We start from the raw sequence: 25,596 nt of genomic DNA on the forward strand, positions 1-25,596 counted from the left end.
GGCAGAAAATCAAAAAAAACCGGTGGTTGTCACGATCACCGGTTTTTCTTATTGGTCTCGGATTGAACCGGTCTATTGGGACATCCAGAATTTGCAAGGCTCCGGTCCGCTGTTGAACATATAGTTTACGAGGTATACCAGGTCGCTGATATCCGGTCCGCCGCCGCTGCAGTTCATGTCGGCGGCTTCCATGGGAATCGGTTCCAGTCCGCCCTGGAACATGTAGGAGACCAGGTACACAAGGTCACTGATGTCGATGCTTGCCTCGCCGTTGACGTTGCCGGCCATTACCAGTTCCTGACCGGCCCATTTGAAGCGGATAACCTGTCCCGTATTGACACCGGTATAACTCTCGCCTACAGCGGTTTTATAATTTAACGCCGCACAGCCCTCAGTGCCGATACCCACCGCCACCGTACTGCTGATGCTGCTGATTCCGACATCGTTGTATTGGAAGAATATCTCGCCGAATCTGGTTAGGATTATTTCGAAGTTAATGGTCGTATCGCCGGAATCGTAAAAGCTGCCCGGATGATACCATTCAATTACCATCTTATCGTATCCCGGCGGATTGTAGAGATAGACGCCCGCTTCCGGATTGACCTCATCGTCGATGATCAGGTCACCGTAGAACGGGGCTACAACCGTAGCGTAAGGGGCTCCGGGAATGTCAATACTCGAGAAGTAACCGCTGACGTTGATGTTGGTGTCGGTAAATGAAATGGCTCCGTTCACACCGATGAAGAAACGAACGAAACTGGTATCGTAAAACGGGAAAGCGAAACCGATATTACGCGGTCCGGCTGAGCCGTCGTCGAGCGGATCTGCAAAGCCCGGATTGTAAAATGAGCTGTTATTGATTTTGGCCCCGAGTGTTTTAGCTGATATCCAGTCGAAAACCGGACCGTTGGGATCATCAGAACTAATGACATCGTAAGTCAGATCGTTACAAGGCACCGTAAGGTAAACCGGTACATTAGTAATGGAATCTAATGGTAGCCCGGAGGTTCCCCATTGTATCTCAAGTAATCCTTTATAGCGCTCCAGCCGGTTTTCTACCTGGGTAGCATCCAACTCAACCAATATCTCAATAGAATCCGCTGCTGCGATTACCCCTGAAGAGGGACTGGCGCTTAACCATTCCGCCGGATCCTTTACGTCCAGAGTGTCCTGAGTTGTAATCTCAAAGTCCAAGGCATTGGTTATGGACCGGTTATACAACCAAAGTGATATATCGGCCACGGTACTGTCGTCGATCAAGGTGTCGATTAAAATCGGGTTGGTATACAGCGAAGGAGGCGGCGACAGGGCTGGGATCGCTGCGGCGAGATTGGGACGTGGTCCTATATGGGCCGTAGTATCACCGGCCTGAGTCGTACCGGTTTGGACCAGGATGGAACGGATCATATCCGAGGTCAGATTAACGCCATAGTTCGCCTTGTAATAACCCTGAAGACAGACAGAAGCGCCGGTTACTATCGGCGAGGCCGAGGAGGTACCACTGAAGGAAGAAGTGTAATACTGATTTATATCATCATTGCCGTCGAATAGAGAACCGTATCCGGTGGAGTAAACACCTGATCCGTAACCCTGCAGGTTAACTCTTTCACCGTAATTCGAAAAAGATTGTCGGATTCGATCTTGCCCTGAAGCCGGGGGATAACCGGCGCCAACGATGATGGCGTGGGAGTTGCGGTAGGTCGTGTCGAATACCTGTTCGTAGATTACATCATCGAAATCCTCCGCCCCGTTACCGGCGGCCTCGACAACCACGATTCCCTTAGCCCAGGCATATTGAATAGCGTCGAAATTAGCTTGCCAGTATTCCATGCAGATATAACCAAGTTGATCCAGGCGAGCAGTGAAATCATAGCGCGGCCCGGGGGCATGCAGCTCGATCAGAATATGGTCGCCCGGTTCCAGGTTATCGATTGCCGTGTACAAGGCCTCGGCCGTTGACTGCACTGTCACTGAAACCATCCCCACATCGGCGCCGGGGCAGATACCGGTCATGCCATAACCGTTGTCTCCCGCGACCATCTCACCAAGCACGGCCGTTCCGTGGTGACCGGTTGTTCCACCACCCGGGTACGAGCCGATTACGCCTCCCAGAGCTTTTTCCAGATCTTCGTGAGTGGTTTGCCAGTTGTTTTCAATGTCGATAATTTTTACGCCGGAGCCGTTCCCGCCCGGTAAAGTATTGGCATAGTCGGCATCGACACCGTCAGGGGCTGCCTCACGGTAATCCTGGTCGGCATGATAGTCGGGAGTGGGAGGATCAATATCCTCTGCTTCTTCCGGTTGCGGTTGGAAGTAGGCGATCTCAACGATATCCAAAGCGTTGAGTCGATTAATAAGCCCTGCCGCCTCGTTCGGATCGGTCACATCTATACGGTAATAGCCGTTAAGATCGGCCAGCTCATACCCGGTTTTGTACTGAAGGGCATCGCGCTGCCGGTCAAGCCTGGTTTCATCCTGATCGGCAAACAGACGCCGAAGGCGTTTGTCCATGTAGGGAGACAGGATATCAACTGCGCCGGCAGGGGAGGTGTCTCCCAGTGCTATCATCCGGCTGTTTCTCAGTCTCACTGCGGCGTCGTCCTTGAACTTCACTACCACGTGCGAGATATTGACGTTCGGTCCGATGGCGACATTAGTCGGTTTTTGTGCCGGTACTCGTTCGATAAAAGGGTACTGAGCGGCGATTGTATCATTCGTTCGGGTTTGGGCGGTCATGATCGAGGTCAGGACTAATATGACGGTTATCCCGCCAATGAGCAGGAAGGGGATCGCGGATCTGACTTTCATTTTAGCTCCGAGCATGTTGCAGTATGGCGATGGTGGGGCGAATCCGAACTGGAATCCGGCTCCATCATAAATATAACCTTAAACGGTTATAAGGCAAAAACTGTTTTACCGAACGCAAAAACGCCTGTCTGTCAGGTTATCGGCAGGATAAAGGGCCGGATCAAGCTTGGAGAGGTCGAATTAAACCTTTTGCAACTTATGCTCGTGGCAGTGCTTTCCGTTTATTTCCGACGGCTTAACCGGATAATCACCGGAGAAGCAACTGGAACAGAAAGTCGTGTCCGGTAACGAAGACATCGACAGCATTCCCTCAAGCGACAGATATCGCAACGAGTCCGCTCCGAGGTACTTTTCGATTTCCTCGACCGACTGTCGTGAAGCGATCAGTTCTTCTTTCGTCGGCATATCGATGCCGTAGTAGCAGGGGGCGATAATCGGCGGTGATGAAACGCGGAAATGAACCTCTTTGGCGCCGGCTTCACGAATCATCTTGACCATTTTCTTGGAGGTTGTTCCGCGCACGATCGAGTCATCGACCACCACCACGCGGCGACCGTTAAGGACGCCCTTAACCGGATTGAATTTGACCTTGACGTCCAGGTCTCGAATCGCCTGATGGGGATCGATAAAGGAGCGACCGACGTAGTGGTTGCGGATAAGGCCGATCTCGAATTTAATTCCGGATTCCTCGGCGAAACCCAGGGTCGCGGTATTGGCGGAGTCGGGGATACCGATGACGATATCGGCTTCGACCGGATGCTCCCGCGCCAACTGGCGTCCCAGACGGCGGCGGATCTTATCGACGTTTTCGCCAAAAACCTTGGAGTCCGGTCGGGAGAAGTAGATATACTCAAAAATGCAAAAAGCGTGTTTGGTGTGATTCCCGTGCGGGTAATACGATTTCAGTCCCTTGTCCGATATCTCCAGGATCTCGCCCGGTTCGACATCCCGCACGTATTTGGCGCCGATGATATCGAAAGCACAAGTTTCCGAGGCAACCACCCAGGAGCTACGATACTTGCCCAGGGCGAGAGGACGGAAGCCGTATGGATCGCGGGCCGCAATGACTGAATTCTCTGTCAGGAAAACCAGCGAATAGGAACCGCGCACCTGTTTGAGGGCATCGCAAATGCGTTCCACTCTGGTTTTCTTGCGGGAATGAGTGGTGAGATGAAGGATGACCTCGGTGTCGGAGGTGGTTTGGAAAATCGCTCCCTGGGCGTCCAACTGACTTCTAAGATCGGCCGAGTTGGTGAGATTGCCGTTGTGGGCAATCGCCAGGCAGCGTGACCGGTTGGTTATCAGAAACGGCTGGATGTTTATCAGTGACGAGGCCCCGGTCGTGGAGTAGCGGGTGTGTCCGATGGCAACGTTGCCGCTGAGTTTATCGAATGTGGCTTCGCCCGAAAACACTTCCGAGACTTCGCCCATACCCTTGTGCAGGTGAATTGTCCCGTTGTCCGAAGTCACGATTCCGGCTGATTCCTGTCCCCGATGTTGAAGGGCGTAGAGTCCGAAATATGTCAGCTTGGATGCCCGGGAATGTCCGTATATCCCAAATACCCCGCAGTTGTCATGTATCATCTCGTCCAGCACGTTGCCGCACCTCCATATGTGAAAAACCAACAATCTATGTTTTTCGGTCGAGCTTGTCAAACATTTGTGTAACAAGCTGCATCCAGTTCTCTTGCGTACTGCAAGGACTTGCGTTTTGCAATCAAATCTGCTCAGAAATACGCCACAATTATGCTGCCTCAACGGCCGAAAATGCCTATATTACAGGGTCTTTCATGATTTTACTGCACGGTGAAACGAATCCAGGACCAGGGCACTTGATTTGCTCAGATAAGTTGTAAATACTTTTTTTCAGACAGCTATGGATAAGAACCAGGACCGATTCGAAATACTGCGAGAACTGGCGCTTGGCGGCGCCCAGGCCGAAGATATGGCCTCAGTGGCCAGAATAGCTCTCGGTCAGGCAGCCCGTCTAGTCGGTCTCAATGCCGCTGCTTTGTTCTTGTTCGACGACAAGATGGAGCCGGTGATTTCGGTCAACCATGCCGTCAATCAAGCTTCCCGAGAAACTCTGGAAAAGCTCGAATCGGAACTGCTCTCCGATCTGCGTAAGAAACGACAGTTACTTTCAGCTTACATGTCGTTCGGCGGAGAAACGCCGTATCATTCCTTTACGCTGCCTCTCACGCACGGCGGACGGACTTTCGGGGCCGTTATCGGACTCCAGGAAGGGAAGCGGACGCTTATTGCCGAGGATGGTTTTCTTGAGGCTCTTGCGGCGTTGTTAGCATTATCGTACGCCGCCGGTGATGTCCCTGAGCTTAAGAAGGCCTCTGAAGAAAGCTACGAAAAATACAAGCTCGAGGGCATTCGCGAGGTGGCGGTTACGGCCAATCATGAAATCAACGGAATCGTGATGGCTATTATGGGGCATGTCCGATTATTGCTCGATCGTCGCAGCGATCTTGACGATGAACTGGTGCAGAAACTCAAGACGATCGAGAAATCGGCCGAGAAGATCAGCGATGTAACCTGGGGGTTGTCGCAGATCAAGAAAGTGGATTCGATCAATTACGGGGACGGTATCGTCATGCAACGATTACCGAAACGCGAACGGCCGTCCGACCAGGATAAATAAAGCCGGAACCTTATGGTCCCGGCTTTTTTCATACCAAGTTTTATTCGAGCCGATTAAATCACATTAGTCTCGGTCATTATCTCACCGGTCGTGAACCGTTTGGGGGAGAGGCTTTCAATATCGACCTGGGGCTTCTTCCCGGTTAAAATCTGTGAGGTGACCAAGCCGGCTGCCGGGGCATGCATGAAACCATGACCGGAAAAGCCGGTCGCGTGGAACATCCCTTCCAGCTCCGTATTGTATCCTATGATACTGCGGTGATCGGGAGTGACTTCATAGAGCCCGGCCCATTGATTGGCAATCTCAGCCTCTTCGAGTTGTGGAATACGGTCGAGGGCTTTTTCGAGGATGATGTCGGTGTAATCGGGATCGACTGAAATATCGGTCGACGGTTGCACGGCCGGATCGGCCCAACCGAGCAGCATGCCCTTCGATTCCTTATGACAATAGAGACCGGATTTTACGTCTACGACCATCGGAAAATCGGGACGGATGAACGAGAGCGGACCGGTGGTAACGATCTGACGACGGATCGGTTCGACCCGAACTTCGACACCGGCCAGTTTCCCCACGTACTTCGATAAAGGACCGGCACAGTCTATGACCAAAGGTGTAGAAATATCACCCTGGTTGGTCTTTACGCCCGTGACTTTACCCGACTCGACCACGATTCCGGTCGCCTCGGTCTCGATGGCGATTTCAGCGCCATGCTCGCGGGCCGCTTTTTCGTAACCGGTCAGAAATTCGGCCGGGTCCCCCAGTCCGTCATCCGGGCAGAACGTGGCCAGTTGAATCCCCTCGAGTGAAACCTGCGGGGCGATTTGCTTGATATCTTCCGGTTTGAGCAGGGAGACATTCAAGCCCAGCGATTTCTGAAGTTCATAATCGGCCGTGAATCGTTTGATAGCGTCCTCTTCTTCGAGGAGGAACATGTACCCGACCTGATCGAATAAAGCATCATGTCCGGTTTCATCTTTGAAACGAGTGAATATCTCAGCGGAGAGCATCGACATCCGTATATTGGTCTTGTCGGAGAACTGCGCTCTGATTCCTCCGGCAGCCTTACAGGTGGAGCCGGTACCAAGAAGCGTTTCTTTCTCCAGGAGGACTACATTGCCGTATTTCTCGCGGGCCAGATAGAAGGCCACCGAGACCCCTATTATTCCACCGCCGATAATGACGGCATCAGCTTGTTTACGCATTGAACCAACCTCACAGAATCTGTTAGCAACCAAAGCCAACAGTCCGGTAAGTATCTTGAAATTAAGCTGGAAAGTCAAGCCCGGACGCCCGCTCTCGGATTGATTCCCGGTACGAAACAGCTATTATTTCCTTGTCGAGCGACCATCAAAAAGATAGATTGGCCCCTGCAATGTTTAGTCGTACGATCGCCAAACTTCAGAATAAGTATAAGTTCACCGGAACTCATGTTCTTATCCTTATGGCTTCCGTTGTGGGGCTTGCAACCGGTCTCGGGGCGATTGGTTTTCGCTGGTTGATCGAGTACTTCAACAACCTCTTTTTCGGACTGACCGATCAGATTCTGACCGATGCCGTCGGCACCGGCGGTTACAAGTATTGGTTGCCGTTGATTCCAATGGTCGGCGGCTTGCTCGTCGGTCCTATTGTTTTTAAGTTTGCCGCCGAAGCCAAGGGGCACGGGGTTCCCGAAGTAATGAACGCCGTAGCCCGACTGGGCGGTATCATCCGCGCCAGGGTGGCCGTGGCCAAAACCATAGCCTCAGCTATATGTATCGGCTCCGGTGGTTCAGCCGGACGCGAGGGACCGATTGTCCAGATCGGTTCGGCGGTCGGATCGTCGATCGGACAGCTTTTCCGTATGTCCGGCGACCGTGTCAAAATTCTCGTTGGCTGCGGAGCGGCAGCCGGCATTTCGGCGGTCTTTAACGCTCCTATCGCCGGCGTCATTTTTTCATTGGAAATCATCCTCGGTGATTTCGCTATTAAGACTTTCTCCCCGGTTATTATTTCATCCGTTATCGCTTCGGTCGTCACACGTTCAGTGCTGGGAAATCACCCGGCATTTGATGTCCCCGAGTACTCACTCGTGTCGGTTTGGGAAGTCCCCCTGTATGCCGGAATGGGCATCCTGCTGGGAGGGCTCGGGACCGCTTTCACCCGAGTGCTCGACTGGTTCGAAGATGTCTTCGACGGGATGAAAATACCCAATGTCTTTAAGCCGGCTCTGGGCGGTATTCTGCTGGGTACTATCGCCATATTCTATCCTCAAATTCTGGCTGACGGATATGAAACGATCAAGCTGACGCTTTACGGTCAGATCGGTATCACCCTGATGATAATTCTTGTATTCCTGAAGTTGTTGGCAACCTCACTGACTTTGGGCTCGGGTAACTCGGGTGGTATTTTTGCTCCGTCGCTGTTCATGGGGGCCGTGGCTGGCGGCGTTTTTGGTGTGGTCGTCAATTATTTCTTCCCCAATACGACAGCGACTCCGGGAGCTTATGCATTGGTCGGGATGGCGGGCATGGTGGCTGCTGCTACCCATGCTCCGATTACGGCCCTCCTGATCATTTTTGAGATGACCTCCGACTATCGCATTATTCTGCCTCTGATGGTAACCGTCGTCTTTGCCGGGCTGGTGGCAGGCAAGCTGTTCGAGTATTCAATCTATACGGTCAAGCTGGCCAAACGCGGGATCGACATCCGCGGTGGTAAAGATATCAACGTGCTGCGCTCGCATAAGGTCTCGGAGATCATGGATAGAGATTTCCAGTCGGTGCCGGCGGCGACACCGCTGGCGACTATCTTCCACGCTATTGAACATTCCAAGGAATCGTATTTCATCGTAACCGATTCGAAAGGATTGCTCCGCGGCGTTCTCTCGTTCCAGGATATCCGATCGATGTTGACTCATCACGAACTTGATTTTCTCGTAATAGCCCAGGATCTTGTTCGACCGCGGCCGATAACTCTCTGTGCCGACGATGATCTCGAGAAAGCCTACAACCTGTTTGGCTTGCAGGACCTCAAGCTGATCCCGGTAGTGGAAAACGGCGAGCAGAATACGGTAATCGGTGTCCTGCGCCGTGAAGATATGCTGGCTTACTACAACCGCCAGTTGATAGATACTCTGCGTCAATAATCCAGTCCGAATCTATTATCCAATCTCAAGCTTGATATAGAACGGTAGAGCGGGTAAATTAATCTCATGCCGGATTATGCCAGATTGCGCCGCGACCTGATCTCATCACCGATGGAGGTGGATGGGGCCACGGTCTATACGGTCAAGGATCCCATCCGTGGGACCTTTTTCCGTTTACGCGAACCGGAGCATTGGCTGATCCATCAGTTGGACGGGGTGACCTCGTACGATGAGATTGCCGCCCGCTTCAAGGAGAAATACGGTTTTAACCTCAGCGCTGAAAATGTAAGGCAGTTCGTGCAAGCGCTGGAGAAACTCTTTTTTCTGGAAAACTGTCGAGCCGAGCAAGCGGTCTCGCGTACCAGCTATATAGCTGAAGAGCACCGTTCGCTGTGGTCACGTCTGCTTTATGTGCGACTGCGGGCGATCAATCCCAAGCGTTTACTGGATCGATTACTGCCCTGGTATCGCCCCTGGCACTCGATGACGGGGTGGCTGCTGCAATTGATTTTGCTGGTCGTAGGGCTGTCGGTACTGGCGGCCAATGTCAACACCTTTGCCGTAAATCTTTATTCGGTATTCAACCTCGGTTCGGTGATTGCGATTGTCATTTCGTTCTTCATTCTGATAACGCTTCACGAGTTTGCCCATGCGGTGGTCTGTCGTTACTACGGGGGAGAGGTAACCGAAATGGGCTTTCTGTTGATGTATTTTCAGCCCTGTTTTTATTGTGATCTCTCGGATGCCTGGCTGTTCAAGAACAAGCGGCATCGACTGGCGGTGACTTTTGCCGGTCCCTATTTTCAAATACTCCTGATGGCGGTTGCGGTGCTGGTCTGGCGAGTTACCGTCCCGGGGATATTGATCAACGATATTGCCCGCATCGTGGCGATTATCTGTTTCGTGACATTGCTGTTTAATTTCAATCCGCTGATCAAGCTGGACGGTTATTACCTGCTGTCGGACTGGCTGGATATTCCCAATCTTCGCTCCAAGGCATTCGGTTATGTTTCCAACTGGTTCCGACGGGTAGTTCTGGGCTGGTCCGAGCCAAAATATCCTGCAACCGGGAGAGAACGGCGGATATTCGGGATATACGCGGTTTTTTCCGGGCTATATACGTTCTTTCTCCTTTTCTGGGTGCTTCGTGTTATCGGTCGTTTTCTTTATGACTCCATGGGGCCGACCGGATTGTTGTTGTTAGCGGTGCTGATCTTGTTTATTATTCACGGCAGTATCACAGGCTTTTTCAAGGGACTGATAAAGCACATTGTCCAGATGAAAGAAATCGCTAAAAAACCGCTTAGACTGATCATTCAGTTAATCATCCTGATCGCACTGATAGTGATATTGTTTTGGGTGCCGTTCACCCAACGAGTCACCGGCGAAGTGGCGGTTCGTCCGGCAGCACAGTTCAGTCTTCTTGTCAATAACTTAGGACTTCTTGAGAAGCGGCTCCAGAAGGGCGGGGCGGAACCGAGTACGCAATCGTCATACGTTCAAATGACCACCACCGAAATGGCTACCTTGAACCTTAAACCGGTGGTGGCGGACGGCCAGATGGTGGCGAACGGAGATACGGTGGCAGTGCTGCTGTCAAATCAGGTCACCAGCGATATATCTGCCGGACTGGCGGAGCTGGAGCAACTTGAGTTCGAACTGGCCCTGCTGCGATCCCCCCCCAAAGCCGAGGAAGTGGCTGAAGCGAAGACCGATGTTGAAGCCGCCGAGGCCAACCTTATGCAACTCCAACGCGATCTGCAGCGAATCGAAACCCTGAGCGCCAAGAATCTCACGACGGCAGCGCAGTTGGAAACGGCTCGCTCCAGTGTCGATATCGCCCGGGCTACGCTGAAGAACCGGCAGGCTAAGCTGGAATTACTCAAGTCGCCGCCCAAACCCGAGGAAGAGGCGGTAATCAGATCGCAAATTCAGCGTCAACGTGCCGACCTTGATTTTCTGTATTCACAGGAAGCGGCCCAGTCGGTTACGACGGAGATCCGGGGAGTGGTGAGCCTTCCGCGTGAAGGAGAGTCGATCCTGCAGATTACCGATGCCTCTCGGATAGAACTGCTGGTACCGGTTTCGGATTTCGATCTTGGTCTGGTTGAGCCGGGGCAGAGGGTTAAGCTTAAGGTTCGGACTTATGTCGATACGGTATTTGTCGGGCAGGTGGTTCATATTCCGGTTACAGCGGTTTCGATAGGTGATCACTCGGTATATCAGGTAGGTGTTTTGGTTAATAATCCCGAGGGACGCCTCAAACCGGGAATGAGCGGGTATGCGAAGATCGAGATAAAAGACAGCTCTCTTTTCAGACTAATTCTCAGGAAAATTACTTCATTTGTCCGCGTCGAGTTCTGGTCCTGGTGGTAAGATCGCCGTTTTATCTAAACCATTACTTTAAGATGTGATTGTAATGTGGTGTGGTGTAGTGGGAGTGGGTGATAAAATTATCGCGTCGTAAGTGGTGGTGATGTTACAATTTAACAGTATCCGTGTAACTATAATCCACATTTGACCTTGACATATTGTGAGTTTGGCTCTACTTTTAGAATTGAGCCCAGGTTTCCTTCCTTTAACGGAATCTTGGTTCGTACGTTTCTAAACAACCTATGGCTGAAACAGGAGGAATTAACCATGACCTATGAACTGACTGTTGAAGTTCTTGAGGCTCGCGTAGCGCCCATGGGAATCTCATTGGGCGGCCAGTGATTCTGGTGACGACTGCGTAGTTACATCAGAAGGCAGGTATTTTCTAAATACCTGCCTATCTTTTTTGGGCAATTTTAGTTTTAAGTCCGTTGATTTGATCCACCAACAGCTTTATTTCCGGTCGTGATTGATAGCATGTTCTCCGGGATACATCGCTCAGCGATAAAGCGACTTGTTTGGCCGCGTTCAGTCCCTTTTTAGCCGCAGCAAACGACTCTTCGTATTCACCGAGGCTGAGCGCTACTTGAGCCTGAAGCGCCAGAATGTCAACTAGTTCCGGCACCAATCCACACCGATTGGCAGCCGACTCGGCTCGCAGCGCCAGGTCCCGGGCCTCTTTTATCAGACCATTGGTGCTGTAGATCCGACCGGCCAGAGCCAGGAGTCCTGCTTGCTCGACATCCTCGTGCATTTTTTCGAGGTGAGGCTGGATGGTTTGTTGGAATTGCGACAGAGTTTCATCGGGCGAGGACGGTAACAAGTGGCTTAAGCGGTTAGCTTCGATCAGAATTCTCTCCCGCTCCATATTGAGTTCTTGGGCTAGTTCCAGACCACGGTTAATCACACTGTCGTCATCGGTCAGTTTTGATATGAGTATCAAGGCATTCAACAGGTTGGGATTGTCCTGCTGGTCTTCGGCCTGAGCTGCCGATTTCTTTGCCAGGGTCAGGGCCTCATCATAATTACCAATGAACTGCTGAAGACCGGCGCAAGCATGCCAGTGAATCGTTTCGAGAAGCTTGTCGTCGATCTCTTCCAGCATGTCAGCGGTTTGATTCAGATCGATCTGAGCTTCACCGAACCGGCCAAGACGTTTCAGGACCGTACCGCGCATGCAATGGAACGAGGCAACGTGAGGAATATCCTCAAGCTCCCGGCCTAGGGCCAGACCTTCCTCAAGATATCCCAATGAGCGCTGCAACTGCCCGGCCGTGACCGACAGATGAGACAGATTTTCTAAATTGAACAGGGTTTCCTTTTTTGAACCGATACGCCGGTTGAATTCCAGCGATTCATCGAGACTTTCGACCGCTTCCGCATTACGCCCCATGAGGTGGTAGACGTAGCCTAAGTTGTTCAACGTTCTGGCGATTTCACCCTGGTCGCCAATTTCTCGCTTCATTCTCAGTGATATCTCAAGCAGTCGCACGGATTTGCGATATCGTCCGGTAATGCCGTGCACGGAGCCGACATTGCTCAAGGAAGAAGCCGCGTCGGCGTCAGCGCCGAGGCGACGCTGTATAGTCAATGCCATGAGATAATAACGGCGGGCTTCGCTCAAGTCACCAGCCACCCAATAGGCATTGCCAAGATTGTTGTAAGTATGTGAAATCTCTAATTCGTCGTCCAACTCACGGTAGATTTTGAGAGCCTCGTTGAGAGCCTGAAGCGCACCCTTCGAGTCCTGCTTCAGCTTAAATAAATCACCCAATGACTTGTAGACTATTGCCAGCAGTTTGTCCACCGGACGGTTCCGGTACAATTCAATCAGCGTGTTATAGGCGTTTTGGGCGGCGGTCGTGCGACCAACCCCCTTTTGTAAATCACCTTCAGTCAGCAGTAATTTACGAGCCGAGAACGGATCACCGATGGTCCGGGCATAACCAATCACTCGTTTCAACAGGAAGATCGCCTCGTCTGCCCGATGGTCTTTTTCAAGCAAAGCTGCCGCCTGAGAAGCGCAACGTTCGGCGGCTTCAAGATTGCCGGCCTGGTGGTACAGCCGGGTAGCCTGATCGTATCGAGAGTCGTGTTCAGCCTCGGGAGCGAGCTTTTGCGAGATCCTTTGAACGGTTGCCGGTCGAAGCATCGTGAGTAACAGATCCGGCAAACCGGCCGGATAATTTTCCACTTCAACCGGATTTTCCGTTTGAGAAGGAGACACTCGGTCCGCCTGGCCCATGACGGCCTTGATGATCAAATGTCGTTTCTCGGTCAGGTCGGCTTCAGCGAAGCTTTGAAGTTGATTCCGTCGATGTCGGCTGGTCCAGTAAGCCTCGGCTGAGAACTGGAATTTAGTGTCGTTGTAAACCAGAGTCCGGCGGCTGTAATTAACTTCAGCCAATTGTCGCAGACAGAGGCCGTTGTGGTCGGTGATTTTATTGAGATGAACACGTTGCCGAGAGGTGAGAATGAATCGACTCTCACAAATGCTGTCGAATTCTCCCCAGGGATCGACCAACCATTTGGGACGAAGCACTTGTTCGAATGGATAGGTAGCGCCGCAATCACGCAGACGGCAACAAACGTTCCAGGCGGAATCCGGGCGATCCGAGGGATTCACCGATAGAAGGGATGTGACCAGAGTGCATATCGGGCCGGATAGCTCGGGCTTAACGACCTCAAGTCGCGGGTAGTCCGCTTCAATTATACGACCGTTAATACGCACCGGATCACTGTCGGACTCACTCCAGAAAGGATGCTTACCGGTGAGTAGCCGATAGGCAATAACACCGAGGGCGAATAAGTCCGAAGCGTGACTGGAACCTTTGCCTGAGATTATTTCTGGAGCCATATAACCGACGGTTCCGGCTCCGGCGCGGGCCGACTCCGGTTCCGTTTCCAGGCGTCCTAAGGAGAAATCGGACAGCTTAATATAGTGCAGGCGGCCGTCGGCGATTTCCTGCCAATCCTCGGGCAGGAATACATTATGGACTTTCAGATCGCCATGTATGAGAGAGCGTGCCCGGAGAAATTCCAGATCGACGGCAATGGCTGAAATGATGTTTAGCGCCAGAGTCGTGTTGTCGAGACGGCCGATTTGATCGAGGCTGGGGCCCTCGCAGAGCTCTAAAAGGAGCCAGGGAGGATTTTCGCTGTAATCAAGCAGGCGAACGATCCCCGGAAATCTGAGACCGCCGATAAGGTAATTTTCACGAGCGGCGAGACGCCCGAAATCTACTTCTTCAGGAGTGGCATCAGGTAGAGGCGTTTTTAGCGCAGCTTCGTGCTTTCGCCCCGGGCAGGAAACGCGCACTACCTCGGCGGTACCTCCCTTGCCTAACGGAGCGATGACCCGAAAACCGGCCATATTCATAGGCCGGCCTTAGGTCTGCTTGGAATGTTTGGGCTGGAAGCGGGGAAGAATGACCCGGAAGCATGTTCCCAGGCCGTGGGTCGATTCTGCCTCGATAGTACCGTGATGGTTCTCGATGATCTTGCGGCAATTGGCCAGACCGAGTCCATGCCCGCCCTTTTTGGTCGTGAAGTGCAGGGTGAAGATCCGGTCCAGGGTTTCTTTGGCCATACCGACGCCGTTGTCGGTTACTTCCACCACCACCTTCTCATCTTCAGCGCGATAAAAAGCTTTCAAGCCGATTTCGCGTTTGAATTCCATGCCGGACTCTTCCTCTTTAATCGCCCGCTCTTCAATGGCATCGGCGGCATTGTTAAGCAGGTTCAAAAGCACCTGCTGAACCTGTCCGACATCCATCTCGACATTGGGGAGATCGTGTCCGAGGTCAATGGTGAAATGAGACCGCTTGAAACGCGGCTGCACCCGGAGCGAGAACAGGAGGTCCTCGACCAGGTGTTTGATGTCATAACTTATGTATTCCGGCTCCGGTTTGGCAAAGTCCATCAGATTGTCGACGAAACGTTTGATCTTGAAGATATTGTCGACGATCATCTTGGCGTTAAACTTGGCTTTGTCGTGGTTGTCCCGGTCGATATTCAGCGAAAGCAACTCAGCGTTGGTGGAAGCCAGGGCCAGATGGTTATTCAACTCATGGGCGATGGAGGCAGCCATTTCTCCCTTGGCGGCCAGCTTCTCGGAGAGGATGAGATATTTCTCCATGACCACTTTCTCAGTGATGTCTTCGAGAGCCAGAATGATGCCGTCGCGGCCGTTAGGCAGCGATGAAATCGGGTGCAGCTTGAGGGAGAGGACCTTCTCTACGTAATTGGTGTTGTAGAAAAAGCGCGAATCCGATAAATCCTGCTGAGTCTGGAGGACATTATCGATGATATTGCGCCAACGCAGACGCTCCTCGTCGGGGATAATATCCAGAAACAGCGAGGCGGTTTCAGCGTCGGTCATGCTGCGGATGTCCTCGCGGTTGATATCGAAAATTTCCAGGGCCACCGGATTCATGGTAGCGATTCGGCCGTCGGAGTCGACAACCACGATTCCAACCGGTGATAATTTGATAACCGACTCATTGTACTGCTTCATGCTCAGGAGGGTATTATAGAGCTCGGCGTTGTACAGGGCATTGGCTACCAATTGGGCATACAATTCGAACTGATACAGGTCGGATTTCAGGAATACCTTGGTCTGGCTGGAATTGTCGACGTAAATCACGCCGATAATCTGTTGCTTGACCTTGATTGGAACGCACATGATCGAACGCAGATGAAGTTCCAGCACCGATGCCTGAGTGGAATAACGGTCATCGGCGAGGGCGTCCGAAGTGTACACTGATTTTCCGCTGGTGACAACCTGCGAGGCGATGGAACTGCTGATCCGGAATCCTTCGCTGGAGATATCTTCCTTGGCCAGATTATGCCGCATGCGAACTTTCAGCTCACCTTCTTCGTCGAGCAGCATGATCAGTCCGCGTTCGGCCTGCATCAGTTCGATCGCCTTTTGCATGACGATACGAAGGACGTCATCGGCGACCAGTGAAGAGTTCACCGCCAGTGAGGCTTCCAGAAGTGCTCGTAAATCCTCGACCGCTTTCGAGGATTCACCGTCGCTCAATTCGATGCGTGGATTCGCCTCGGCGACTTCTTCCAGTGTTGCTTCCAGATCGGCGAAAATATCGGCGGCCTGGTTGGCATCAGGGTCCGGCGTCGCGCCTAACTGTTCGGTCACGATTCGTCCGGTAGCATTGGAGTCTTTAGTCTTGCTCATTGAAGTCCGTACTTCCTCCTGAGTAATATCTTGTTTCTTTATCGGCCGACAGGGAGAAACAGTTAACCGGAAATCGCTGAAGAATTGTCTTAAGACTTTGTCCGGCTTATTCTTTTGTTGGAAGATCGGAAATCTTGAAAGGTTCTGAGCGGGTTGAGAAGTCGCTACGACCGTAGCCGGTCAGCTCAAGGAATGATGCAAACAAGAAACGGAGCGGTGATGAGCCGCTTGAGGCGGGATCGCTTGATTCTGGTAAGTTAAAGGTAGTCATTGAAATACAAGCTGCGTTGAGAGTCAGGCAGTAGCGGTTGTGGTTGTTAATCCGATCGTTTAAGGCTATTGATATGAGGATTGAATCGGCCAGAAAACGGTGCAGTTTGGCTAGCGATGAAAACGAATGCAAGAGTGAATCAGCTGAATCCGAGGGATTCCACTCGAACCGGTCGGTGATCAGGCGATAGTTTAGCTCGAACGAACCGGATTCCTCAACTACCGCTCGCTCCCCCCACAATCGGCGGGGTTGAACCAGCCGCACGTTGTAATCGACCTGTAAATCTACTCCTTCCCTGAGTCCTTCAACCCGGCGCGAAGTCAGCAAGCTGGAGAAATCAATCCAGATCACCAGATTCGAGTCGGTTCGGTACAGGTCAAAATCAAGACTACCGGATTCTTCGGCATCGGTCGAGGTTGCTATCAAGAACCAAAGCAACAGACCGGAAAGAACCCGGCTGAAAAATATGCCGGCACGGTGACCCATTGTGTATTAACAGCTTAGAATTTATGGCTAAAGCGTACGTATAACTCCGGGTCGTTGTCGGTGCTGCGATCGAGGCGTTTTGCCGCCGTTACTCTGAGGTCGCTGCCAAGATAGACAGATACGCCAACCGATTGCTTGAGTTCCTCAAAATAAACTTGTTCATCCTCAGGCATTAAGGCTGGGTCGGTGTTGTCGACATCCACCACCCCGGCATCGTAGTGAAGCGATACAGCCAGATCGGTTCGCGGGAAGCTCTGACGTAATTCGGCATTTGCCATCATGAACATATCGCCGACAAATTCCTTCTGATCGTATCCCCGAAGAGTTCCGAGACCACCCAGATAGTAAAGCTTGTGCATCGGTACTTCACCATCGCTGTCGCCGGTTACTCCCCTTAAAAGGAGCATCTTGTGGCGGTCCAGGCGCTGGTAGCGGGCTACCGACAGCCAATAACGCTTATAGTCGAAGTCGGAATCCAGATCGGGATGGGAGTATTCCATACGAGCCTGGATATTCCAGCCGGAGCGTTCGAACATGTGTCGCTCATTGCGTGTGTCCAGTTGCAGGTTGACGGCCACGAAACCGTCAATAGAGCCATCCAGGGTTTCAATCCCCGCCGCTCGGGTGGCCGAGTCGACCATGGCGAAATTCTCCTGGAACGGATCCCCGCCGAACAACGCCCAGAGGTTGTGGTGGGCATCCAGCCAGCGCGATTTTACATTATTGTAACTGGCGGTGATCGTCAGTGCCTTAAATGGAGCAAAGCCCAGGGATACTTGAGAGCCTTCGGCCTCCCACCAGTCCTTGTAGTCCTTGCGAGCCAGGATTGAGGTTATCGAGTTCTCATCCGGTCCGATCACCCAGTCATCATCTGCTGCCAGATCGCGATAATACCGAGCCCCGATTTTGAGGTCGATTTTACGCCACAGGTCCTGTTCGATACCCAGATCGAAACGCCAGCGTTCGGAGGCGAAAGCGTAGCCGACTTTACCCCAGAAGGTCGGAATGGAGATATCATCATCATGGTATTTCTGACCCCACCAGGCGGAGAAGCCGTCGACCCGGTTATATCCCATATTAACCTGTGTTGAGAACCGGTCGTAATGAGTGGCCAAATGGCTTCGATAAGAACGCCGCCGCTTGTGAGCGGTATAAGACTCTCCATATACGGTGGCATCGGGCGCGACATCGATCTGCCCCGTTACCGCAACCATATCGCCGCGGACCACGGCCTCGGGACCGACATAGATATCGCCGAACAAGGATACGACATCCTTGTTTACTTCACCGTAAACCTCGACATCGCCAATTATGCTGAATACGGCACCCCGGACGAATTCCTCTTCGTCAATAATTACTGCCCGCTCGAATTCGATTCTGTTTCCACGTCGCAATTGGGACAATCGAGTCGATGATGCCGAGCGTGAAAGAGCGGTAATGTAGCAGGTATCGTTTTCATATCGTATATGAATATCATGAATATCATCCAGTGATCGGGTAACGCCGTCGATAGTCAGTCCGGCGTCACTGAACAACACCTGGTCCTTTATTGAAACCCGGTTTGTTTCGATATTAAGATCGTTGCGTTCGAAGTTGACCCGATGGCCGGTTCCCTGATCGTCGGAAAAAGCGATCGTTACATCGTTTTTGAGAAACGAAATCGTGAATAAGGTGTCAAAGGTGGTTCGCGGTTCGTAGGTTTTATAATCTCCGTCGTCAGCTCCTGAAGAAGAACCGACCGTCAGAACCGTAACCATGAGAATTGTTGTCAGCAGATATTTCATATCGAATCTATTTAGCATTGCTGCCTCCGTTTTTCTATAGCTATACAACAAATCGCATGCCAACAAGTCAACGTTGGAAATACGTTGAATTTACCGATGCGAACAAGCCCGACCGTGGCAATTTAACATGGTTGGTAACAAAATCTGTTCACTGTTCCGCCTTTATGGCATAGTCACGAATTTTACGCGAAAGGTTAGCCCGGTCGATTTTAAGGCGGCGAGCAGCTTCAGCGATGTTGCCGTCGCATTTCGCAAGCGTTTCGGCGATAAGACTGCGTTCGAACCGAGCCATACTCGCATTTAAACCGATTTCATCGGAGTCGGCATTTCGGCTGCTTCCTGCGCCTAGTTGTTCACGAAGCTCGTTCAATCCGATCGCTCGTCCCGGATAAACAATCGCAAGGCGTTCGATCAGGTTCCGTAACTGGCGTACGTTGCCCGGCCAGTCGAGAGTGGTCAGGAAGGAAATAGCCTCGGCGCTCAGGGCGGTCTGACCGTCAGGTGCCAGTTTTCGCAAAAATTCTCCGACCAGAAGAGGGATATCATCGGGTCGATCTCGAAGCAACGGGACTTCGACCGAAAGGACGCTTATACGATAAAACAGGTCCTCGCGAAACAATCGCTCTTGAACGAGTTCGGGAAGGTTGCGATTAGTAGCGCAAAGCACGCGAATATCGACCACCCGTTTTTCGACCGCGCCGATAGTCTCGATCTCACCGGTTTCTAAAACCCGCAGAAGTTTGGCCTGACAGGGAAGAGGCAGATCGCCAATCTCGTCGAGAAAAATCGTTCCTTCATCCGCCAGGGCGAACTTGCCGGGATAGTCTTTGACCGCTCCTGTGAATGATCCCTTGATATGGCCGAACAACTCCGATTCGAACAGTGTTTCCGGGATGCCCGGACAGTTGACCTTGATCAACGGTTTATTGCGTCGAGGCGAAGCCAAATGAAGGCGTGTCGCCACCAGTTCCTTGCCGGTGCCGTTGGCCCCGGTGATCAGGACGGTGGCATCGCTCGGAGCCGCCTGTGCAATCTGTCGGTTGAGGCGCTCCATCAGGCGCGACCGGCCGATCATCGGCGACTCCCGGTCCACCTCGTCCGCCATCACCGATCGCTGGCGGTCGACTCGCACCAGCATCATCGCCGCCCGAACCGAAGCAACCAGTCGATCCGGTGCGACCGGCTTTTCGAGATAATCCACCGCTCCGAGTCGGACCGCTTCAAGCGCCACCGATATCTCCGATTGTCCCGAAACCACCAGTACGCGGGGGGAGTGTTGTTTCTTTTGTAATTCTTCGAGCAGGGCTATGCCGGAGCGACCGGGAAGATTCAAATCGAGCAGGATCAGATCGATTGCGGATCGTTCCATAGCTCGCAGGGCTTCTTCGGAGTCGTTCGCAGGAATGCAGACATAACCTTCATCCTGGAGCAGGGAAGCGAACGATGAGACAATGTTGGGTTCGTCGTCGACGATGAGAATTTTCTCAGTCATTTTCTACTCCTGCCCGAGGAAGGCTGATCGTGATTTGTGTGCCGAGGTCAGGCTCTGATTGGATTGTCAAAGTTCCGCCCGCATCGGTCACGATCTTTTCAACGATGGCCAGTCCCAGACCGTGGCCTTGTTGTTTGGTGCTGAAATACGGCAATCGCGCCGATTCGACGGTTTCCGGGTTCATTCCCCGACCGCTGTCACGGACGCACAAATGGATGGTGTCACCCTTGTCTGCGGCAGATATCTCGATAAGGTCGCTTATACCGGTGGCATCAAGCGCATTTCTCAGCAGATTGTGAATGACCTCGCGAAAATAGGTTTCATCCAGATTCACCGGCAAAGAAGACGCGGTACAGGTGACACGAAAATCACGATCGGTCATCTGGTCGCGATACAACTCCGCCATCGAGGTAACCAGTTGGTTCAAGTTGCAAGCGGTCGGTTTGGGATCGGGCATTTTGGCCAACTGACTGAACCGGTCCGCCAGTTGTTGCAAATGACTCACTTCTTCCGATGCCGCTCTTAACGGTTCGCTGAGTTGAGCGTTCAAATCCGATTCCGCACTGAGTTTCTGGATCCGATGGAGCGAAATCAGGATCGGTTGTAACGGATTTTTCAACTCATGTGCGAAACGTCGAGCTACGGTGCGCCAGGCGGCGACGCGTTCTGTCTGAGCCAGTCTCTGTGTGGTCTCCTGCAGGCGGGCTGACATTCGATTGAAACTCTCTACTAAAGTAGCCAGTTCGCCTTCGGCGTCGACGGATAACTGTTCTCCAAACTGCCCGTTGGTGATTCGTCCTGCTGCGATGTCCAGTTCGGCGATGGGACGAGCAAGACCGCCCGCCATGCGTCGCGAGAAAAACCAGGCCAGCAGGCTGGTGATCGCCAGCACGGCAAGAAGCAGAAGTCCGATGAACAGCGTGTAATACGATTTGATTTCTCCGGACTGGTTTACCGATCCATGCTCTGACTCCTGCAATTTTTGCATGTAATCAGCCGAATGTAAGAAACCGGCTAAATAACGCTTCTCTCCCAAGGTGCGTGCTACATATTGGATCGTCAGCGTATCCAGTCGCAACAAGCCGACCTCATTGTCTCGGGCATGACCCTTGCAGAATGAACTCAGATCATCATTGGCAACGAGACTGTACAGCGTTCCCGGTTGTGTGGTGGTCGTACTCTCAATGTACAAGAAGTCAGCGGCCAAGGGTAAATTCACAGCATGGTCGCCGGCTTCCAGAATAACGTTTTCAAGCACCATGTTAAGTCGCTGATGCAGCAAGCGTACCTGCCGATGTTCACCGGATTTATCGCTGCTGAGGAGATCGGTGGTTTCGGAGGCGATATAATAGCCCAACAACGCTATCAGAACGGAGGGAATTATCGAGAAGAGCAGAAAGAGCCGAAACAGTCTTGAGCCGAATGCCGATTTCATTGCGATTCGTTTAGATACCTGGTCCGATAATCGGCCAGGGCCTGAATGTGAGCCTCAAAGGCGATTTTATCCGGCAGGGCATCGAACGGGAAGAATCGCACCTCCATCGCATCGTCGCCCGCCTTGGCGGTGCCGCCGGCAATGTCGGCCAGAAACAGGATCAAGACGGCATTGGTACGGGGGTCGTCATCGCCGGAGTATACATCGAATAACTCCGTCAGTTTCACGTCCAGCGAGGTTTCTTCCTTCAATTCCCGGACGGTGCACTCACGCGGCGATTCGGACCATTCCATATAACCGGCGGGCAGACACCACCAGCCGATGTGCGGGGGATGGGCTCGTTTTACCAGCAGGACACGGTTGTTTTCGACGATAATCGCGCCCGCTGCCGGGATCGGATTCTGATAATAAACGAATCCACAGTCTTTATTCGGGCAGGCCATGCGACGGTTGCCGTCCAACTCGCGCTCCACCATCTCGGTACGACAGCGTGGGCACCAGCGATAACCCATGTGATTGTCTTTCAGGTCGTTTAGTCGTTCGGGATCGAAATCAGAATGTTGCTCACTCATTAGTCTGTTGCTGCCTTTCGATTATCTTCAGCGCTACCAGGGTAGTATCGTCGCGCGGTGGTGAACTCGGATCGTGTTTGTGGACATCGGCCAGAATCGTCTGAATAAGATCGCCTGGATTCACGCGGCGGTTTTCCGTTACCATATTGCAGACGCGGTCCTCACCGTATTCTTTCCCGTTGTCATCCATAGCCTCCGACAAACCGTCCGTGAACAGGAACAACAGATCGTCCCGGTTCAATTGCACCGAGGCCGACTCATAATCCATGAACGGAAATGCCCCGATAATCGGACCACCCGTTGACAGATGTTCTACGTTCCCGTCGGATCGAGCCAGAATCGGGTAATTATGTCCGGCATTGCAATACCGTAATGTCAAGTTATCGGTGTCCAGTTCACCGTAGAACAGAGTCACATATTTTTCGGCGGACGTATTCTCCGCCATTTGCTGATTGATATTTCTAAGCATAGTTGCGATCGGGGTGCCGTTGCGCACTTCACTGCGAATCATCGCCTGGGTCTGGGCGATCATCAACGCCGCCGGCATGCCCTTGCCCGAGGCGTCGGCGATTACGATCCCTACTTCATGATCGGATTTCTTAATGAAATCATAAAAGTCTCCTCCAACCGTACGTGACGGGGTAGAGGTGGCGCTGATTTCCGAGCAGGGCGTACGAGGCGGTTCCGACGGGAGCAGGTCGACCTGGATCTGCCGGGCCATGTTGATCTCTTCCTGGAGACGCAAACGTTCGAGAGATTCAACGTAGAGCCGGGCGTTGGTCAGGGCGGAAACCATTTGATTGGAAAGCACCCCGAGGAGATTGAAATCCTCCGAGGAATATCGGTACCCGGCGGCTTTACCGGTCAGGGCGACGAATCCCAGCATGTGGTCGGCATCTTTCAGCGGCAGAATCATACGTACCCCGCGACTCTCCAGAATGGCTGCGAGTTCGGAGCCTGCGCGGTACTCGGACAACGAATGATAATAAGTGGGTGCTTCGAGCAGATTGATGCCGCGCAACATCAGGTCCTCACGGTCGGTGACAATCCTTCTCGGATAACGGTCGCTCGGCAGAATGGTGTATTCCTTGATCTCATCGTCGTACAAATCGAAATAAACCTGATCCACCAGAAGCGCCGTTTTAAGCGTTTCCTCAATTACCTTTCTCAACTGCTTCGGATCGAAACTAGAAATTACCTGTCGTGAAAATCGTTCGATGACGTTGCGATGGTCCGTTCGCACGCGCATGAACATCGCCTTGACGCCGTTGTCGATCCAGTTGTTGATCGGCTGGAAAAACAACAGGATCAGGATAATAAAACCGTAACTGACCATTTCGGCCTGGTCGCCGAACATGGGCGTCAGGATTCGTTCGGCGCGTACCACGGCCAGGACATACAAACCCACCAGCGCCGCGGAGGTAATGGTCGTTACAAAACTTTGTTTGAAGACCATTTGCACGTCGAGGAACTGGTGACGGATCGTGGCAACGACGAGCATCGCCGCACCGAACAGCATGCCGGCTATCAACAGGCTTGAAGATAGCCCCTGCGAAAGACCGCCCCGGGGGAAAAACGCGGCGATCTGCACTACAACGAACACCAGCATCGAGCCTCGGATTCCCCATTGGACCCACCTGGTCTGAGTTTGCAGACGCGGATTGGTTACGCGGCGAGCGCTGGTTTCGAGGAAAAAGATCGCTATGAAGACATAGAGGAGGTTGATCGCTCCGAACACGATTTCTTCGTATCCGTGAAGGGCTCCGATCAAAAGTCGCAACCATGAGAAGAATCTGGCCAGGGGAGTGACGATTAGCGCCGTCAGGCCGGTTCGCTCCGGTCCTCCGGAGAAGACATCAAGACCACTCACGATATCCGCGAAAAACAGCACGATGACAACGTGCATGATCTGCGGAAGGAATACCAGCCAGCGCAGTCGCGATATCCGGCTGCCGGAAGTAACATCGGCCGGGAAGAGCCAGACAAAATAAAGCAGGCTCGGGAAAAACAACTCCCAGAGATGGCGCAGACCGAAAAGAGTAGAACCTTCGAGATTGCCAGAGAGAGATTGATGACTGATCGCCGCCAAACCCATGAAAATCGGCCCGAGTCCCGCAAAGAACAACATAGCTCCCGTGGCGCGATTCAACCGGTTGGCGAAATTGTCACGAGTAATCGTAACCGCCAGGAAGACAAGGAATCCGCCCGTCAGAAGGTAGCAGATTGTTTTTGCAAGCTCGAAACTCATGGTTCGTGGCTGCTATAGAATAACGTTCAACTCAATTTCTTGGTAATGGTGACTCGCGTTCCCCTGGAAGAAGGATTAACATCGACCTTATCCATCAGGGAGCGAACAATGAATATCCCGCGACCGACATCCTTAAGCAGGTTCTCATCACTGATCGGATTAGCGATGCCGTCCGGGTTGAATCCGCGGCCCTGGTCGCTCACTTCGATCGAGACTTCATCACCCGATTTAACGACTTTAACCGTTACCGAAAGATCCACCGAGAGCTTATTCCCGTGAGTGATGGCGTTGTTGACCAGCTCGGAAACTGATATGGCGACATCGGCAATGAAGGATTCATCAGCGTTCCAGCCGCGCAACAGGCCCTCTACGAACATATCGACATCGCTGAGAAACTGGTGGTCGGAAGGGATGACAATCGTGTTTCCCACGATCTTGGGTTTCTGCATTATATGTGCGTCTCCTAACAAAAGCGGCAGGCTGCTCGCAGCCAACCTGCCTTCATGATCTCAATGAATAATCATCCGCTGTTATTGGAACGATTGAACCGCCTCGTCGACCGTTTCATAAGCCTCGAAAACCGACGCCAGCTTCGTTATTTTGAGCAGCGAACGGATTTTTTCGGTCACACGGGCTAGTTTGAGTTGACCATCGCTGTTGCGCAGTGTCGTGAAACCCTGGATCAAAATTCCCAGGCCGGTTGAATTCATCCACTCAACACCGGCAAGATCGATGACGACTTTTTTCTTATCTCCCTGGATACACTCATAGAGTTTATCATGAAGCAGGCTGGCGTCCGGACCACCCATTATCTTACCTTTCGGCTCGAGGATGACCACACTGCCTTCTTCGCGAGCTGTAAGTTTCATGAATCCGATTCCTCCGCCACATGGGCGTTATATATAAAGGACAGTTCTATTACGTTGTTGTTTCAACACTTGTTCCGTCGCTGCCGTCGGAACGAAACCGACGCCAACGGCGGAGATATTCCAAACCAAACTACTAAGTAGCCATTCGCCTCCAACAAGTCAAGGTTTTTGACCGTCCGCCCCTTGTAATTACTTGATTGATAGCTACTTGCCTTGTGGCAATAGCTAAAAAAAGAGGCGACCAGGATGATCGCCTCTTTACCGTGTATTCTCAAAGACGTTCG

16 protein-coding genes are annotated in these 25,596 nt (G+C 52.3%); 3 read left to right on the forward strand and 13 right to left on the reverse strand.

Annotation, left to right across the window (positions count from 1 at the left end; genetic code table 11):
• Window positions 1–72 precede the first annotated feature (72 nt).
• The gene (locus PLF13_12475; GenBank protein ID HOP08095.1) at window positions 73–2,808 is read right to left on the reverse strand and encodes a S8 family serine peptidase; all 2,736 of its coding nucleotides are present in this window, start codon (window positions 2,806–2,808) and stop codon (window positions 73–75) included.
• Between the two features lie 180 nt (window positions 2,809–2,988).
• On the reverse strand, window positions 2,989–4,404 hold the full coding sequence (gene purF / locus PLF13_12480; protein HOP08096.1) for an amidophosphoribosyltransferase: 1,416 nt from the start codon (window positions 4,402–4,404) through the stop codon (window positions 2,989–2,991).
• 280 nt (window positions 4,405–4,684) lie between these two features.
• Between purF and PLF13_12485 the strand changes: the two genes are divergently transcribed.
• Window positions 4,685–5,461, forward strand: a complete 777-nt coding sequence (locus PLF13_12485) for a hypothetical protein (GenBank protein HOP08097.1) — start codon at window positions 4,685–4,687, stop codon at window positions 5,459–5,461.
• Window positions 5,462–5,514: 53 nt separating this feature from the next.
• Here the strand turns inward: PLF13_12485 and PLF13_12490 are convergent, their stop codons facing one another.
• Window positions 5,515–6,663 (reverse strand): FAD-binding oxidoreductase, encoded by a 1,149-nt coding sequence (locus tag PLF13_12490; protein ID HOP08098.1) that lies wholly within the window; start codon window positions 6,661–6,663, stop codon window positions 5,515–5,517.
• A gap of 170 nt (window positions 6,664–6,833) precedes the next feature.
• Between PLF13_12490 and PLF13_12495 the strand changes: the two genes are divergently transcribed.
• On the forward strand, window positions 6,834–8,585 hold the full coding sequence (locus PLF13_12495) for a chloride channel protein (protein ID HOP08099.1): 1,752 nt from the start codon (window positions 6,834–6,836) through the stop codon (window positions 8,583–8,585).
• A gap of 66 nt (window positions 8,586–8,651) precedes the next feature.
• Window positions 8,652–10,961, forward strand: a complete 2,310-nt coding sequence (locus PLF13_12500; GenBank protein HOP08100.1) for an efflux RND transporter periplasmic adaptor subunit — start codon at window positions 8,652–8,654, stop codon at window positions 10,959–10,961.
• Between the two features lie 394 nt (window positions 10,962–11,355).
• Here PLF13_12500 and PLF13_12505 read toward each other — a convergent pair whose 3' ends face one another.
• The 10 genes from PLF13_12505 to PLF13_12550 all read right to left on the reverse strand — a co-directional run bounded on the left by PLF13_12505 (window position 11,356) and on the right by PLF13_12550 (window position 25,312).
• Window positions 11,356–14,337, reverse strand: coding sequence for a tetratricopeptide repeat protein (locus tag PLF13_12505; GenBank protein ID HOP08101.1), 2,982 nt, complete (start codon window positions 14,335–14,337; stop codon window positions 11,356–11,358).
• Window positions 14,338–14,346: 9 nt separating this feature from the next.
• Entirely contained in the window at window positions 14,347–16,155 is a 1,809-nt protein-coding gene (locus tag PLF13_12510; GenBank protein HOP08102.1) for an ATP-binding protein, read from the reverse strand.
• A gap of 106 nt (window positions 16,156–16,261) precedes the next feature.
• Window positions 16,262–16,912 (reverse strand): DUF4390 domain-containing protein, encoded by a 651-nt coding sequence (locus tag PLF13_12515; protein HOP08103.1) that lies wholly within the window; start codon window positions 16,910–16,912, stop codon window positions 16,262–16,264.
• Window positions 16,913–16,926: 14 nt separating this feature from the next.
• Window positions 16,927–18,714, reverse strand: coding sequence for a BamA/TamA family outer membrane protein (locus tag PLF13_12520; protein ID HOP08104.1), 1,788 nt, complete (start codon window positions 18,712–18,714; stop codon window positions 16,927–16,929).
• 130 nt (window positions 18,715–18,844) lie between these two features.
• Complete coding sequence (locus tag PLF13_12525; protein ID HOP08105.1) at window positions 18,845–20,188, reverse strand: sigma-54 dependent transcriptional regulator; 1,344 nt, start codon at window positions 20,186–20,188, stop codon at window positions 18,845–18,847.
• A complete protein-coding gene (locus tag PLF13_12530) occupies window positions 20,181–21,623 on the reverse strand; it encodes an ATP-binding protein (GenBank protein HOP08106.1) in 1,443 nt (480 codons plus the stop codon). The genes PLF13_12525 and PLF13_12530 overlap by 8 nt, the downstream gene beginning before the upstream one ends.
• Complete coding sequence (locus tag PLF13_12535; protein HOP08107.1) at window positions 21,620–22,195, reverse strand: NUDIX domain-containing protein; 576 nt, start codon at window positions 22,193–22,195, stop codon at window positions 21,620–21,622. The genes PLF13_12530 and PLF13_12535 overlap by 4 nt, the downstream gene beginning before the upstream one ends.
• The gene (locus PLF13_12540; GenBank protein ID HOP08108.1) at window positions 22,188–24,443 is read right to left on the reverse strand and encodes a SpoIIE family protein phosphatase; all 2,256 of its coding nucleotides are present in this window, start codon (window positions 24,441–24,443) and stop codon (window positions 22,188–22,190) included. The genes PLF13_12535 and PLF13_12540 overlap by 8 nt, the downstream gene beginning before the upstream one ends.
• Before the next feature lie 26 nt (window positions 24,444–24,469).
• Window positions 24,470–24,892, reverse strand: coding sequence for an ATP-binding protein (locus tag PLF13_12545; GenBank protein HOP08109.1), 423 nt, complete (start codon window positions 24,890–24,892; stop codon window positions 24,470–24,472).
• An 81-nt stretch (window positions 24,893–24,973) separates the two neighbouring features.
• The gene (locus tag PLF13_12550; GenBank protein HOP08110.1) at window positions 24,974–25,312 is read right to left on the reverse strand and encodes an STAS domain-containing protein; all 339 of its coding nucleotides are present in this window, start codon (window positions 25,310–25,312) and stop codon (window positions 24,974–24,976) included.
• Window positions 25,313–25,596 lie beyond the last annotated feature (284 nt).

The organism is Candidatus Zixiibacteriota bacterium (assembly GCA_035380245.1).
Lineage (GTDB): Bacteria > Zixibacteria > MSB-5A5 > GN15 > FEB-12 > DAOSXA01.

Excerpts from the sequence above, each read along its gene's own strand:
- PLF13_12515 (HOP08103.1), bottom strand. The coding sequence starts at position 16,912 with ATGGGTCACCGTGCCGGCATATTTTTCAGCCGGGTTCTTTCCGGTCTG.
- PLF13_12530 (HOP08106.1), bottom strand. The coding sequence starts at position 21,623 with ATGAAATCGGCATTCGGCTCAAGACTGTTTCGGCTCTTTCTGCTCTTC.
- PLF13_12525 (HOP08105.1), bottom strand. The coding sequence starts at position 20,188 with ATGACTGAGAAAATTCTCATCGTCGACGACGAACCCAACATTGTCTCA.
- PLF13_12485 (HOP08097.1), top strand. The coding sequence starts at position 4,685 with ATGGATAAGAACCAGGACCGATTCGAAATACTGCGAGAACTGGCGCTT.
- PLF13_12545 (HOP08109.1), bottom strand. The coding sequence starts at position 24,892 with ATGCAGAAACCCAAGATCGTGGGAAACACGATTGTCATCCCTTCCGAC.
- PLF13_12490 (HOP08098.1), bottom strand. The coding sequence starts at position 6,663 with ATGCGTAAACAAGCTGATGCCGTCATTATCGGCGGTGGAATAATAGGG.
- PLF13_12550 (HOP08110.1), bottom strand. The coding sequence starts at position 25,312 with ATGAAACTTACAGCTCGCGAAGAAGGCAGTGTGGTCATCCTCGAGCCG.
- PLF13_12520 (HOP08104.1), bottom strand. The coding sequence starts at position 18,714 with ATGCTAAATAGATTCGATATGAAATATCTGCTGACAACAATTCTCATG.
- PLF13_12505 (HOP08101.1), bottom strand. The coding sequence starts at position 14,337 with ATGAATATGGCCGGTTTTCGGGTCATCGCTCCGTTAGGCAAGGGAGGT.
- PLF13_12500 (HOP08100.1), top strand. The coding sequence starts at position 8,652 with ATGCCGGATTATGCCAGATTGCGCCGCGACCTGATCTCATCACCGATG.
- PLF13_12535 (HOP08107.1), bottom strand. The coding sequence starts at position 22,195 with ATGAGTGAGCAACATTCTGATTTCGATCCCGAACGACTAAACGACCTG.
- PLF13_12495 (HOP08099.1), top strand. The coding sequence starts at position 6,834 with ATGTTTAGTCGTACGATCGCCAAACTTCAGAATAAGTATAAGTTCACC.
- PLF13_12540 (HOP08108.1), bottom strand. The coding sequence starts at position 24,443 with ATGAGTTTCGAGCTTGCAAAAACAATCTGCTACCTTCTGACGGGCGGA.
- PLF13_12475 (HOP08095.1), bottom strand. The coding sequence starts at position 2,808 with ATGAAAGTCAGATCCGCGATCCCCTTCCTGCTCATTGGCGGGATAACC.
- PLF13_12510 (HOP08102.1), bottom strand. The coding sequence starts at position 16,155 with ATGAGCAAGACTAAAGACTCCAATGCTACCGGACGAATCGTGACCGAA.